This is a genomic window from Xenorhabdus eapokensis (genome assembly GCF_001908105.1).
Window position 1 is genome coordinate 46,604 of sequence record NZ_MKGQ01000003.1, and the last position, 13,813, is coordinate 60,416.

Annotated in this window: 11 protein-coding genes and 1 pseudogene; 7 read left to right on the forward strand and 5 right to left on the reverse strand. The window is 43.9% G+C overall.

What is annotated here, in order from left to right; genetic code table 11:
• Positions 1–117: 117 nt before the first annotated feature.
• Positions 118–264: pseudogene (locus Xedl_RS38500) on the forward strand (YbaK/prolyl-tRNA synthetase associated domain-containing protein); the annotation flags it as partial.
• A gap of 85 nt (positions 265–349) precedes the next feature.
• Entirely contained in the window at positions 350–490 is a 141-nt protein-coding gene (locus tag Xedl_RS38495; RefSeq protein ID WP_167366711.1) for a hypothetical protein, read from the forward strand.
• A gap of 97 nt (positions 491–587) precedes the next feature.
• Here Xedl_RS38495 and gndA read toward each other — a convergent pair whose 3' ends face one another.
• The gene (gene gndA / locus Xedl_RS38490; RefSeq protein ID WP_074022467.1) at positions 588–1,994 is read right to left on the reverse strand and encodes an NADP-dependent phosphogluconate dehydrogenase; all 1,407 of its coding nucleotides are present in this window, start codon (positions 1,992–1,994) and stop codon (positions 588–590) included.
• A gap of 293 nt (positions 1,995–2,287) precedes the next feature.
• On the opposite strand from gndA, the gene Xedl_RS38485 reads away from it, so the two are divergent.
• On the forward strand, positions 2,288–3,868 hold the full coding sequence (locus Xedl_RS38485) for a TerC family protein (RefSeq protein WP_074022466.1): 1,581 nt from the start codon (positions 2,288–2,290) through the stop codon (positions 3,866–3,868).
• Positions 3,869–4,455: 587 nt separating this feature from the next.
• On the opposite strand, the gene asmA is transcribed toward Xedl_RS38485, so the two are convergent.
• The 4 genes from asmA to apbC all read right to left on the reverse strand — a co-directional run bounded on the left by asmA (position 4,456) and on the right by apbC (position 9,124).
• Complete coding sequence (gene asmA, locus Xedl_RS38480) at positions 4,456–6,327, reverse strand: outer membrane assembly protein AsmA (RefSeq protein ID WP_074022465.1); 1,872 nt, start codon at positions 6,325–6,327, stop codon at positions 4,456–4,458.
• 63 nt (positions 6,328–6,390) lie between these two features.
• Positions 6,391–6,972: a dCTP deaminase gene (dcd, locus tag Xedl_RS38475; protein ID WP_074022464.1), complete on the reverse strand. Its 582-nt coding sequence runs from the start codon at positions 6,970–6,972 to the stop codon at positions 6,391–6,393.
• 47 nt (positions 6,973–7,019) lie between these two features.
• Entirely contained in the window at positions 7,020–7,661 is a 642-nt protein-coding gene (gene udk / locus Xedl_RS38470) for a uridine kinase (protein ID WP_074022463.1), read from the reverse strand.
• 350 nt (positions 7,662–8,011) lie between these two features.
• The gene (gene apbC / locus Xedl_RS38465; RefSeq protein WP_074022462.1) at positions 8,012–9,124 is read right to left on the reverse strand and encodes an iron-sulfur cluster carrier protein ApbC; all 1,113 of its coding nucleotides are present in this window, start codon (positions 9,122–9,124) and stop codon (positions 8,012–8,014) included.
• 183 nt (positions 9,125–9,307) lie between these two features.
• On the opposite strand from apbC, the gene metG reads away from it, so the two are divergent.
• The 4 genes from metG to cdd all read left to right on the forward strand — a co-directional run bounded on the left by metG (position 9,308) and on the right by cdd (position 13,757).
• Positions 9,308–11,335, forward strand: coding sequence for a methionine--tRNA ligase (metG, locus tag Xedl_RS38460; RefSeq protein WP_074022461.1), 2,028 nt, complete (start codon positions 9,308–9,310; stop codon positions 11,333–11,335).
• Positions 11,336–11,482: 147 nt separating this feature from the next.
• Positions 11,483–11,980 carry a CidA/LrgA family protein gene (locus tag Xedl_RS38455; RefSeq protein WP_074022460.1) on the forward strand — a complete coding sequence of 166 codons (498 nt, stop codon included), beginning with the start codon at positions 11,483–11,485 and terminating at the stop codon, positions 11,978–11,980.
• Complete coding sequence (locus Xedl_RS38450; protein WP_074022459.1) at positions 11,974–12,669, forward strand: CidB/LrgB family autolysis modulator; 696 nt, start codon at positions 11,974–11,976, stop codon at positions 12,667–12,669. Before Xedl_RS38455 ends, Xedl_RS38450 begins: the two co-directional genes overlap by 7 nt.
• 203 nt (positions 12,670–12,872) lie before the next feature.
• Positions 12,873–13,757, forward strand: coding sequence for a cytidine deaminase (gene cdd / locus Xedl_RS38445; RefSeq protein ID WP_074022458.1), 885 nt, complete (start codon positions 12,873–12,875; stop codon positions 13,755–13,757).
• The last annotated feature ends 56 nt before the right edge of the window (positions 13,758–13,813 follow it).

Below are 13,813 nucleotides of genomic sequence, written 5' to 3' on the forward strand. Positions count from 1 at the left end.
TTAATTTTTACTTTGAGTTTATGCAGGAGAATATTTTGCTAAAAAACGACATCTTTGAACGCCTCACTGCCCTATTAGACAACAACAATGCCCGCTATCAAGTTATGAAACACGCTACTGGCGGCCGATCCGCTTTTATTTGAACGCTATGAGGAATTGGTATTTAATGCAGGTAGTCTGGAGCGTTCGATTATTTTGAATACAGCAGATTACCGTCGCATCGCTATACCAGAATTAATTACCTTTCGGAAAAGAATCGATTAAATCGAGCCTTAAGAAAATGCCCAATAAATTAAAGATAACTTAAATTTTGCTATAATTTAACCAAACGAAAATGGGTGATTATTATATGAATAATATTTTTGTTCTGGTAATACTCAGCCTTGCTATCCTCAGCCTCGCTCTGTTTCTTTATTTCCACGATGCCGAGATAGCACACTGGTTGGAGAAATTTGCCCAACGATTACTTAAGTGGCAACTGCCAAATTGATACTTTACTTTTACTTCACGTCATTTCACAAAAAAGGTGCTGAAAACTCAGCACCTGATTTTGGAAATATTTTATATTTTATAAAGATATTTAATGATTAGTCCAACCATTCAGTGTGGAAAACACCTTCTTTATCAGTACGCTTGTAAGTGTGCGCACCAAAGTAATCACGCTGTGCCTGAATCAGGTTAGCCGGCAATACCGCAGAACGATAGCTGTCGTAATAGGAGATTGCAGCAGAGAATGTTGGTGTTGGGATACCATTCTGCACACCGTAAGCAATAACATCACGCAGAGCTTGCTGATATTCATCTGCGATTTGTTTGAAGTAAGGCGCTAAAAGCAGGTTAGCGATAGCGGAGTTTTCATTGTATGCATCGGTGATTTTTTGCAGGAATTGCGCTCGAATAATACAACCCGCACGGAAGATCTTGGCAATTTCACCATAGTTCAGATCCCAGTTGTACTCATCCGATGCCGCTTTCAACTGCTGGAAGCCTTGCGCATAAGAAACAATCTTACCCAAATACAGAGCACGGCGAACTTTCTCGATAAATTCAGCCTTATCTCCATTGAACGGTTGAACTTCTGGGCCTGACAAAACTTTGGATGCTGCTACGCGCTGATCTTTCAGGGAAGAGAGATAGCGTGCAAAGACAGATTCCGTGATAAGTGTGACCGGAATACCCAGATCCAACGAGCTTTGGCTAGTCCACTTACCGGTGCCTTTGTTGGCCGCTTCATCCAGAATCACGTCAACCAGATATTTCCCGTCTTCATCTTGCTTACGGAAAATGTCGGCAGTAATTTCGATCAAATAACTGCTTAGTTCACCTTGGTTCCAATCGCTGAATACGTCAGCCAATTCTTGATTGCTCAGGTTCAGTGCGCTTTTCAACAGAGAATAGGCTTCTGCAATGAGCTGCATATCACCATATTCAATGCCATTGTGAACCATCTTCACATAATGACCTGCACCATCTGCCCCGATGTAAGTCACACAAGGTTCGCCATCCACTTGGGCTGCAATCTCTTTCAGAATTGGAGCCACCAATTCATAAGCCTCTTTCTGACCACCCGGCATAATTGAAGGGCCTTTCAGTGCGCCTTCTTCACCACCAGACACTCCCGTACCGATAAAATTAAAACCTTGAGCAGACAACTCACGGTTACGGCGAATAGTATCTTGAAAATAGGTGTTGCCACCATCGATCAGAATGTCACCCTTATCCAAATGTGGTGTCAGTGATGCAATAGTTTTATCCGTAGCTTCACCCGCTTTAACCATCAACAGAATACGACGTGGCTTTTCCAGCGAATCGACAAACTCTTCAATGGAATAACTTGGAACTAATTTTTTCCCTGGATTTTCAGCAATAACTTCGTCTGTTTTATCGCTGGAGCGGTTAAAAATAGATACAGAGTAACCACGGCTTTCAATATTCAACGCCAGGTTGCGCCCCATTACCGCCATACCGACAACACCGATCTGCTGTTTGGACATGAATAACTCCCGTCTAATAATGACTACCACCACCCACCCAAGATGCTATACGTCATACCAAATGTAATGCATACCGTATGCAACAAAACAGAGCGGGCAATTTGTTAATGAAGTCACATGTTAACTCAGGAATGGCCATTGACGGTAGTTATTGATGCAATCGATATCGGCGTGACGTTTTTTTGCTGAAAAAATTTCCAACTGAGACAAATCAACTATTGATATTTCGCATTTCAATACGCATTATTTAATGGTCGGCAAATGCCGTCCCACTAAAAGGCAAAATAAATTATATGGAATGGATCGCTGATCCGACGATATGGGCAGGTCTGGCCACACTTATCGTTTTAGAAATTGTTCTCGGAATAGACAACTTAATATTCATCGCCATTCTGGCAGATAAACTACCTGAAAAAGAGAGAGATAAAGCTCGCCTGACAGGGCTTTCCTGCGCCCTTCTCATGAGGATATTGCTGCTATTCAGCTTATCCTGGCTCATTTCCCTGACTAATCCATTGGTTACTTTGTGGGAGCACCCTTTCAGTGCCCGTGATTTAATTATGTTGATAGGGGGGATCTTCTTGCTGTTCAAAGCAACAATGGAATTGAATGAACGGTTAGAAGGAAAAGCTTTGCATACTAGCCAACAGCGTAAAGGAGCCAGCTTCTGGGCGGTTGTTGTGCAAATTATCGTCTTAGATGCGGTATTCTCTCTGGATTCTGTTATCACCGCCGTAGGCATGGTCAACCATATTGGTATCATGATTGCGGCTGTAACTATTGCCATGATCCTGATGATATGGGCCAGCAAACCACTGACAAAATTTGTCAATGCACATCCCACCATCGTGATCCTGTGTCTCAGTTTCTTGCTAATGATCGGCTTTAGCCTGGTTGCAGAAGGCTTTGGCTATCATATTCCGAAAGGCTATCTCTATGCGGCCATCGGCTTCTCCATCATGATTGAAGCACTGAACCAGTTCGCTCAGTTCAATCGCCGCAAGTTCTTGAGCGCTTCCCGCTCCCTGCGCGAAAGAACCGCAGAAGCTGTTCTTCACATTTTAAATGGCAAACGTGAAAACGCTGCGTTGGATAACCATGCTTCTGATCTCATTGCAGATCATACAGATAACAAAGAAATCTTTGAGCCTCAGGAACGCCAGATGATTGCCCGCGTTCTCAGCATGGCACAACGTACCGTCAGTAGCATCATGACTTCACGCCATGATGTAATTTATCTAGATATCCATTCCCCGACGGAAAAATTGACTACCTTACTGGAACAAAAGCCACATACGCGAATTGTAGTCACAGATGAACAGAGTGGTGACGAACCACTTGGCGTGGTACATGTGATTGATATCCTTAATCAACAACTGACTCATAATACTTTCGATTTAAAGGAGTTAGTCCAGCAACCGCTGATTTTCCCAGAATCGCTCTCTTTACTACAGGCGCTGGAGCAGTTCCGTAAAGCGCAAACGCATTTTGCCTTTGTTGTCGATGAATTCGGTTCTGTCGAAGGGGTGGTTACGGTCACCGATGTGATGGAAACCATTACAGGTAATCTTCCTGTAGGTAGCGGAGAGATCGATGCTCGCCATGATATTCAGGTCATGGAAGAGGGATATTGGATCGCCAATGGATTTATGCCACTGGAAGATTTGGTGCTTTATGTGCCGCTGCCATTGGATGAAAAACGGGAATACCAGACACTAGCGGGCTTGTTGATGGAACATCTGCAACACATTCCACAGCAAGGCGAACAATTAAAGATCAGTGACTACCTGTTTGAAGCGTTAGAAATCACCAGCCACCGCATCAATAAAGTGAAAATAACCCCACTGACCGTTGAAGAAACGGCAGAAATATAACCCACAATATTAAAACGATATCACTTACTGAGAAAAAACCGGCATAAGGCCGGTTTTTTTTATTCCTATAAGGTTTATTGGTTTCATTTAGTTTTTAAAGCATTTGTGCATTATTACCTTTGCGTACAATAACCCCGTTCAATGGTAGTTAGAGGAGATGGTAGTTAGAGGAGATGGTAGTTAGAGGAGATGGTAGTTAGAGGAGATGGTAGTGAACCTATGGGAAGTCTCATACATCCGAGATCGGCGGAGTGACTTACTTATACCCACTTCTACAAAATCAAACTGCCCACTACTTTGCCAAATGACATCATTTCATGCCAGGCAAGTGTTGCCGGAGATAATTTTGATGCTCAACGCCCCAGTTTTCTGATTGATGTCAAAACACAACGAGTCAATTCAAACGGAGATGGTTTGTCGAAAGATACCTTAACAATATCTGTCACGACGCCTCAAGGTTGGACTCCGATCTTCTATTATCAGGTGGTAGGGTATTAATAGATACAGTAAGTTCAACCCTAATCTGTTATTTTAAAATGAAATAGTTTCGTTATGACCCTCAGTAACTCAGGTGATCGCCAAAGCGATCACCTATTTTTATTCAGTAGATCTTCCAGCGCCTTAATGTTTTCATTGCTGCTGTTATTTTCGATCCAATCTTTGATCGATTTTTTGGCCTTCTGCTGTAATTCATCGCGCAACATGGATTCTACATTCAACTCATATTGCAGCTTATTCCAGTCACCATAAACCCGCAGGGGGATTTTTAACTGCGCCAAATGACGTACAAACTCGTTCTGCTTGCCCCATCCACTGGTTAATTGCACCCATAATGAAACATCGGTGTTTTGTTTCAGTAAATTAGCTTTCCCCAGCCCTTTAATATTGAACCTGCCTGAAGTGGCCGCAAGTTCACTGATTTTAATCTCACCGCGCTCCAGTTGTGCTTTTACCGACATGCTCTTAGCTTCAGTGAAATCATCTGTATTTGTAGGTTGGCTGACTTGATCTGTTGCCCGTGCAAAAGATTGTTGAATAAGCTGAGGAATATTCAATCCTTCCAACCGCGCGTTTTTTAAATCGATATGCAAATCACCTTGCCAATAGTGAGAAATAGCATACTCGTCATAACCTTCTCCCAAAAGATCACCATCGACATTAAGCTGACCGCTGAATATCGATGGTAATGCCAATGCAGTTAATAAAGGTTGTATCTCAATCCGTTGTAAGAGCGGCTTCGTGTGCAGTTTTGCAGGAATAACCGTGGCATCAATTGACGTCGGTAGCGTAAAATATCCACCAAACACATTACCACTTAATTTTGTGATTTCCGTCAGGCCATTGTTATTACTCGCTTGCAGGCCAAAATGGTCAATATCCATGCCCTGATAAATGAATTTATCTGCCGTGAATGAGATATCAGCATCAAACCCTTGCAAAAAGGTAAGGTCATAGTTAGACAATGCCGAAACCGAGGTTGCAATCACCGGTTTTAAGGAATTATTTTCAACCCGATAATCATGTTTTACCTGAGGCGTATTTTTCGGTAAAACACCCCATCCCAACAGGTTATCCAGATTGAATTTTGGTGAACTCAGATTGATGGAATATCGCGGCTTATCTTGCAAAGCGGCAGTAATATTTCCTTTAAGTTCATTTCCATCATTCACCGTCAATGCCATTTTTTGCAGCGCAATTGATTCAGGTGCAGCCTGATATTTCACTATGGCACTCCCCGTTCCTTGAATACCCGTAGACGGTAACCCAATTCCCCGAAATTGGTATTCAAAGGAATTAATGTCGGCCGATAGCTGCTGAGGATAATCAGAGATATCTATCGAAGAATTGAGTTCAAATGACAGCTCTTGCTGGTTTTTATTGATTTTACTGCGGAGGCTAAAGTTAACGTGATTTTGATCACTTCGCTCCAACAATAAATTGAGATCACGGACATTTACTTGAGAATGCGCGTTAGTTTGCCAGATCAGTAAACTGTCCGCTAACCTGATCCTGGCAATATCCAGTTTCCAGGCCTGACTTCCCGTGACAATGGGATAATGAATATCGCTTTCCGGCGCAATTGGGGCTTCTGGCTGCTTTTGTGGCCGGCTATCCGGCGTAAGCCGCAAAACAGCCCCTTTCAGCATCACTTCTTTTATTGAGAGTTGATGAGACAGCAGTGGCAGCAACTCTACGTCCAGACGCATATTTTCTGCCACAATCGCCGGCACCTTGGCATTTTCGGCAGTCAAAGAAATCTCACCGGTCAGAATGCTTAACCTTGGCCAAACATGCCAACGCAAGTCATCCTGTAACACGAGCTGGTAACCACTCTTCTTTTGTACTTGTTTGACGATGTAGCCACGAAAATCATTTGGGTTTACCAGCATAACCAATGTCGTTAAGCCAGCAACAATGACTACCAGCAAAATAATGAGTGTCGTCAACAATCTTTTCATGACTTCCCCAGTCCCATGCTCACAAGAAGACTATTTTTCACCAGAAAGCCTTACCAGAAAAGGTTAATCCTCACTGATTCGGCTACCTACGGCTCCCTGCTGATTTTTATATTTAGCATCCTGACGTCGGTTATAAGGCCGATCAGCAGAGCCAGAAAGCGGTTCAAAGCTTAATGCACCTATCACCATCCCAGGACGCAAGGCTAAAGGCAGTTTGCCTGAATTATAGAACTCCAGAACAATTTGCCCTTGCCAGCCAGGATCAATGCGATGGGCAGTAACATGAACCATCAAGCCAAGACGCGCCAAAGATGAACGGCCATCCAACCAACCGACCAAATTATCAGGCAGTGTGACAGATTCCAACGTTACTGCCAAAGCCAATTCGCCAGGATGGAGGAAAAATGCTTCTTCATCCGATAAAGTAATTTCATCGCTCATGACACGATCAAGTGCCGCATTGACCTCCGCCTTAGGACCACTCAAATCAATATAGGCGGCAGTATGACCACGAAAAACGCGAAACTGATTCCCAAGGCGCACATCAGCAGTTGCCCCATTAATGCGTTCAACAGGGGGACGAGGGGTAATTACCAACTTACCTTCATCTAGCCATTTAATAATGTCACGGTCACAGAGTCGCATTATTTCCTCTCAAATACGATGATGCTTATGAATACCTGAACAACAGATTATTCGCAAAATTGGCCAATCTTGGCTTTTAAGATATCGATGGCTACGCGGTTTTTCCCACCACGAGGCACAATAATATCGGCATATTGTTTCGATGGTTCGATAAATTGCAAGAACATTGGGCGCACGGTTTTTTTGTATTGTTCCATCACGGAATCCAATGAACGGCCGCGTTCATTCACATCACGTTTGATACGGCGCATCAAACAGATATCCAGTGGCGTATCGACAAAAATGGAGAAATCCAGTTCCTGGCGTAAACGCTTATCTGTTAATAGTAGAATACCTTCGAGGATAATAACTCTTTTCGGTTCAAAATGAGTGGATTCGGGTTTGCGGGTGTGCTCAACGTAGTCATATTGTGGCAATTCGATGGATTTTCCGGCTTTTAATGCCTGAAGATGTTCGAATAGTAAATTGTGATCCATTGAATTTGGGTGATCATAATTAACTTTATAACGCTCTTCCATCGGGGTGTTAGTTTGGTCTTTATAATAGCAATCTTCTGGAATAACGCCGATATTGTGATCACCAACTTGATCCCGTAATTCTCGATAAAGTGTGCTGGCAATAAGGCTTTTGCCTGAGGCGGAGGCACCTGAAATACCTACGATTGTACACTTATGTGCTTCATCAGCCATACTAAAAATAACCTGGTTAAAAAAGAAAAAAATAAAGTAGAAATATGGTATTCGCTAACACCATGTTTGGCGGATTATAGGGAGTTAATGACTTCTATTCCAGAGTAAACAAGATAAGTCTCGTTTTTTTTGCTATGTTTCGGGCAAAAATTCCGCAATTTTATGCATCTAGTGGGAAATATCCCATAAATAATTTTCACATAAATGCGCAATGGCTCTCTGGTGATTGAGATGTCATGTTGTGGTAAAAAATAGAGAAAACATTGAGCCTTGATCAATGACTCGATATCAGCAGAGCCATTGATCAACATTTCCTACACAACCGCGGTTACTACGGTTAAATTCATTAATCAAACTGCTCGGAAAGAAATTTCAGTTGGAATTTTTTCGCCTTGCCAATACATCTTCGCAGAAATATTGGCTGCAATTTCACGATAAATATCTGCAAATTCACTGTCAGGCTGGCTGCTTACCGTTGGTTCACCACGATCGAGATCTTCACGTAGTGAAATATGCAGCGGGATCTGCCCCAGTAATTGGCAATGATATTTTTCTGCCAGTTTTGCCGCCCCACCCGTGCCGAAAATGGGTTCATGATGACCGCAATTACTGCAAATATGGGTACTCATGTTCTCAATAATGCCCAACACGGGCACATTGACTTTCTGGAACATGACGATGCCTTTCATCGCATCGATCAGAGCAATATCTTGCGGTGTTGTGATAACTAACGCCCCTGTCACCGGAATATTTTGGGAAAGCGTTAGCTGAATATCGCCTGTCCCTGGCGGCATATCAATCACCAGATAATCCAGATCAGGCCACAGCGTATCTTGCAGCATTTGCATCAAGGCCTTACTTGCCATCGGGCCACGCCATACCATCGCGTTATCATCGGTAACAAGGTAGCCAATGGAGTTGGTTGCCATGCTGTGAACCATAATTGGCGCCATATGCTGTCCATCAGGGGAAGTCGGGCGCTCTTTGGCTGTACCAAGCATATTGGGGATGGATGGGCCATAAATATCTGCATCCAAAATTCCCACTTTTGCGCCTTCCTGTGCCAACGCCAGCGCCAGATTTACCGCTGTGCTGGATTTCCCTACGCCGCCTTTTCCTGAACTGACTGCCACGATATTGCGCACGCCATTAACACCAGGCTGATTATTGGCTCGGCGCAATGTGCTGATATTGTGGGTCAATCTCCATTCAACGGATTTTGCTCCCGTCGCAGATTGCAAAGGTTGGGTAGTTTCTTTCTTTAAGATTTCAAAGGCGCGTTTCCAGACAAACGGCATGGTTAATTCAATATGCAGTATCCCATCCAGCATAGCGCAATGATGCAATGCTTTCAGGGCAATCAAATCTTGTTCTAAAGTCGGATGTTTGAATGTCGTTAATATCTTTACAACATGTTCTTTCAGCAGGTCAAGATTGGTCTGCTCAGGGGACTGTGAGTTCATCCCGGCTCCTTTTGATTTATCTTTTTCAACCTAAAACTGTTTTGGTCATCATAACAGAAGCTAACCACTTCAGATAAAGGCAACGCGTAAAAGTGATGAAGATCTTGCGTTACCCTAGCGGCAACGCTCCTTATCAGGTAACATCAAAAACCCTTTTCACTTTACAGAAGTCAGATCCTAACTATGTCTCAAGTCGCGAACAAATTATTGGTGACCTGTGCGTTACCTTATGCTAACGGTCCAATTCATCTCGGTCATATTCTGGAACACATTCAGGCTGATATTTGGGTTCGTTATCATCGAATGCGCGGCAAAGAGGTTCACTTTGTCTGTGCCGATGATGCCCACGGTACACCAATTATGCTGAAAGCCCAGCAGAGTGGTATCTCTCCAGAAGAGATGATTGCCAAGGTGAGCCTAGAGCATCAGCAGGATTTTGCCGGTTTTGCCATTAGCTATGATAATTATCACTCTACACACAGCGAAGAGAACAGAGCGCTTGCCTCCAAAATTTATCTGGAACTGAAAAAGAACGGTTACATTAAAAATCGGACGATTTCTCAGTTGTACGATCCAGAAAAAGGTATGTTCCTGCCAGACCGTTTCGTCAAAGGCTCCTGCCCGAAATGTAAGGCAGAAGATCAGTATGGCGATAACTGTGAAGTCTGCGGAACCACCTATTCTCCGACAGAATTGCTTAATCCTCGTTCTGTTGTTTCTGGGGCAACGCCAGAAATGCGTGATACAGAGCATTTCTTCTTCGATCTGCCTGCGTTCAGCGATATGCTGCAAAAATGGACACGTTCTGGCACCTTGCAGGAGCAAGTGGCAAATAAAATGCAGGAGTGGTTCGAAGCTGGGCTGCAACAATGGGATATTACCCGTGATGCGCCTTATTTTGGCTTTGAGATCCCCGATCAGCCAGGTAAATATTTCTATGTCTGGCTGGATGCTCCAATTGGCTATATGGGCGCGTTCCAAAATCTGTGTGATAAACGTAATGACCTGAATTTTGATGAGTTCTGGGAGAAAGATTCTAAAGCTGATCTCTACCATTTTATTGGCAAAGATATCGTTTATTTCCACAGTCTGTTCTGGCCTGCCATGCTGGAAGGCTGTAATTATCGTAAGCCAACCAATCTGTTCGTCCACGGTTACATCACGGTTAACGGCACTAAGATGTCCAAATCTCGTGGCACTTTCATCAAGGCGAGTACTTATCTGAAACACCTTGATGCAGACTGTCTGCGCTATTACTACGCGGCAAAACTCTCTTCCCGCATTGACGATATTGATCTGAATCTGGAAGATTTTGTTCAGCGTGTAAACAGCGATATCGTTAATAAAGTGGTTAACCTTGCTTCACGTAATGCGGGCTTTATCAATAAGCGCTTTGGGGGCAAACTGGCAGACCAACTCGCTGATCCTGCGCTATACCAGAAGTTTGTCGGAGCTGCACAGGGTATTGCAGAAGACTTTACCAACCGTGAATTCGGCAAGGCAATCCGTGAAATTATGGCACTGGCCGATCTGGCTAACCGCTATGTTGATGAGCAAGCACCGTGGGTTGTGGCGAAACAAGAAGGCCGTGATGCTGATCTGCAAGCCATCTGCTCAATGGGAATTAACCTGTTCCGCGTGCTGATGACTTACCTGAAACCTGTTCTTCCAGGTTTAGCCGCACGAACAGAAGCCTTCCTGAATACTGAACTGACCTGGGACAGCATCCCGCAACCGCTGTTAAACCATGATGTTTCACCATTCAAGGCGCTATTCAACCGCATCGAAATGGCTAAAGTTGAAGCAATGGTTGTTGATTCGAAAGAGAGCATCGAACCACAAAAAACCGTAACAGGCCCACTAGCGGATGATCCAATTCAGGACACTATTGCATTTGATGATTTTGCCAAGGTTGACTTGCGAATTGCTCTAATCAAACAGGCTGATTTTGTCGAAGGTTCAGATAAGTTACTGAAACTAACCCTTGATCTCGGTGGTGAGACTCGCCAGGTTTTCTCTGGTATTCGTTCAGCCTATCCTGATCCCAAGACGTTGGAAAATCGTCTGACTGTGATGGTTGCCAACCTTGCTCCACGCAAAATGCGCTTCGGTATGTCAGAAGGCATGGTGATGGCGGCTGGCCCTGGTGGAAAAGATATTTTCTTGCTAAGCCCAGATAGTGGCGCCCAACCAGGTATGCAGGTTAAATGATAGTTACGTATCTTTGATAAATATTTTAATTATCAATTAGATAATAAAGCGGGTTCCCAAAAAGACCCGCTTTTTAATGTGATGTGTGGCACATTTACAATGTTAGTCGTATGATAAAACCCTCGCTATACTGAGGAATTATTGATTATGTCTTTCCAAAATGTGCTGATAATCGGTTGGCAATACCTGCGCGCATTTGCGCTGCTCTATTTGTGCCTGATCGCGGGGAATATTATTTCGGCACTGCTTCCCTTCTCTCTCCCCGGCAGCATTATTGGCTTACTTCTGCTGTTTGGTTTACTCGCATCCCAAATTATTCCCTCACACTGGGTAAAACCAGGCTGTAGCCTGTTGATGAAAAACATGACACTGCTCTTTTTGCCCATCGGAGTGGGGATCATGGATTATTACCCACAGCTTAGCCAACAAATGCTCCCCATTCTCCTCTCTTGTATCGTTAGCACAGTGATTGTTATGGTCGTCGTTGCTTACAGCTCCCATTATATTCATCGTAAACGTATCATTATTGGTGCTCAGCAAATGGATACCAACCGGACGAATACTAAGCAACCAGAATTCCCCCTAACACCAACACAGCCATCACAACAGTTATCACAAAAACCGGAAGAGAAAGAAAAATGTTAAGCCATATTTGGTGGTCACTACCGTTAACCCTGATTGTCTTTTACGGCGCTAAAAAGCTGGCAGTACGACTCAAATTGCCTATATTCAATCCCTTATTGATCTCAATGGCCGTTATTATTCCCTTGCTGCTGCTGACTCATACCCCTTACAAACACTATTTTGCCGGTAGCAAGATACTGAACGATTTGCTGCAACCTGCCGTTGTTGCCCTAGCTTTTCCTCTGTATGAACAGCTACATCAAATCCGGGCTCAATGGAAATCCATTATTAGCATCTGTTTTGTGGGCAGTATTGTCGCCATGGTTACAGGGACGGCCATCGCATTATGGGCGGGTGCTACACCTGAAATTGCGGCCTCTGTTCTTCCCAAATCTGTGACGACCCCAATCGCTATGGCTGTGGCCGATTCCATTGGCGGTATTCCTGCCATTAGCGCAGCTTGTGTCATTATGGTAGGTATCTTGGGGGCTATCTTTGGTCACAATCTATTTAACGCCCTAAACATAAAAACCCAGGCGGCACGAGGGTTGGCAATGGGCACAGCATCCCATGCGGTAGGAACGGCGCGCTGTGCGGAAATGGATCATGTTGAAGGGGCATACAGTTCACTGGCCTTAATGACCTGCGGCATTATTACCTCACTGATTGCACCTTTTCTATTTCCAGTGTTGCTGCATCTGTTTGGTTAACCATTTTATAAATGACTATGGCTTCAGCCGTTACAAGATCGCAACAAAAAGGTAAATAAATCCATTAAGACAGCAAAAATTTGACACAGGTTACTAAAACAATGTCTTTATTACACAGATTTCATTAATTATATGCTATTTATCACATTGCAAACCTGAACAGACGTCCTAGAATGACCTTCAATTAATTTGGAGATCATTCTATGCAAGCTCGTTTTCACGCTATTTGGTCAGAAATGACACCTGAACTGCAAAAAACCCTGTTACCTTATATTCGCAACGACGATTTCCCAGCCATGCTGACAGCAGAGCAAGTGGGGTCAATCAAACAATTCAGCGGATTCGATGATCAAACACTGGCATTAGCCTTATTGCCACTTGCAGCAGCCTATTCCCTTGCCCCTATTTCCCATTTTTATGTTGGAGCAATTGCACGGGGAGAAAGTGGTAATCTCTATTTCGGTGCCAATATGGAATTCGCTGGCGTCCCATTACAGCAAACTGTCCATGCAGAACAATCAGCCATCACACACGCCTGGCTACGTGGCGAGAAAAAGCTGGTTGCCATTACTGTCAACTATTCACCTTGTGGCCATTGCCGACAATTTATGAATGAACTGAATAGTGGAACACAATTGGAGGTTTACCTTCCCAACCGTCCACCATTAACGTTGGCCGACTACCTGCCAGAAGCCTTTGGCCCACTCGATTTAGCCGACACACCATTGTTGCTGGATGAGGTTAATCACGGCTATCAATTAACTACCCGTGACGAATTGGTGCAAGCAGCATTGGATGCAGCAAACCGCAGCCATGCACCTTATAGTCAATCCCATGCAGGAATTGCTTTGCAAGATGAACAAGGAAAAATTTATACCGGCCGTTATGCAGAAAATGCGGCATTCAACCCAAGCCTGCCTCCATTACAGGCAGCACTCATTTTCATGAATATGGCAGGCGGCAATTGTCAATCCATCACGCGGGCAGTACTGGTAGAAGGTGAAAATAACCATTTATCACAATGGAGTGCGACAGAATGCACACTAACTGCCCTCGGCTGTACAAAAATAGAACGGCATATGTTTTGACATGCACATCATCCAATAACATTTTATTAGCTAATTCTGCATGTTATCTCTCATTT

Coding starts and splice junctions, on each gene's coding strand:
- apbC (WP_074022462.1), bottom strand. CDS start 9,124: ATGAACTCACAGTCCCCTGAGCAGACCAATCTTGACCTGCTGAAAGAA.
- gndA (WP_074022467.1), bottom strand. CDS start 1,994: ATGTCCAAACAGCAGATCGGTGTTGTCGGTATGGCGGTAATGGGGCGC.
- Xedl_RS38455 (WP_074022460.1), top strand. CDS start 11,483: ATGTCTTTCCAAAATGTGCTGATAATCGGTTGGCAATACCTGCGCGCA.
- udk (WP_074022463.1), bottom strand. CDS start 7,661: ATGGCTGATGAAGCACATAAGTGTACAATCGTAGGTATTTCAGGTGCC.
- asmA (WP_074022465.1), bottom strand. CDS start 6,327: ATGAAAAGATTGTTGACGACACTCATTATTTTGCTGGTAGTCATTGTT.
- cdd (WP_074022458.1), top strand. CDS start 12,873: ATGCAAGCTCGTTTTCACGCTATTTGGTCAGAAATGACACCTGAACTG.
- Xedl_RS38450 (WP_074022459.1), top strand. CDS start 11,974: ATGTTAAGCCATATTTGGTGGTCACTACCGTTAACCCTGATTGTCTTT.
- metG (WP_074022461.1), top strand. CDS start 9,308: ATGTCTCAAGTCGCGAACAAATTATTGGTGACCTGTGCGTTACCTTAT.
- dcd (WP_074022464.1), bottom strand. CDS start 6,972: ATGCGACTCTGTGACCGTGACATTATTAAATGGCTAGATGAAGGTAAG.
- Xedl_RS38485 (WP_074022466.1), top strand. CDS start 2,288: ATGGAATGGATCGCTGATCCGACGATATGGGCAGGTCTGGCCACACTT.
- Xedl_RS38495 (WP_167366711.1), top strand. CDS start 350: ATGAATAATATTTTTGTTCTGGTAATACTCAGCCTTGCTATCCTCAGC.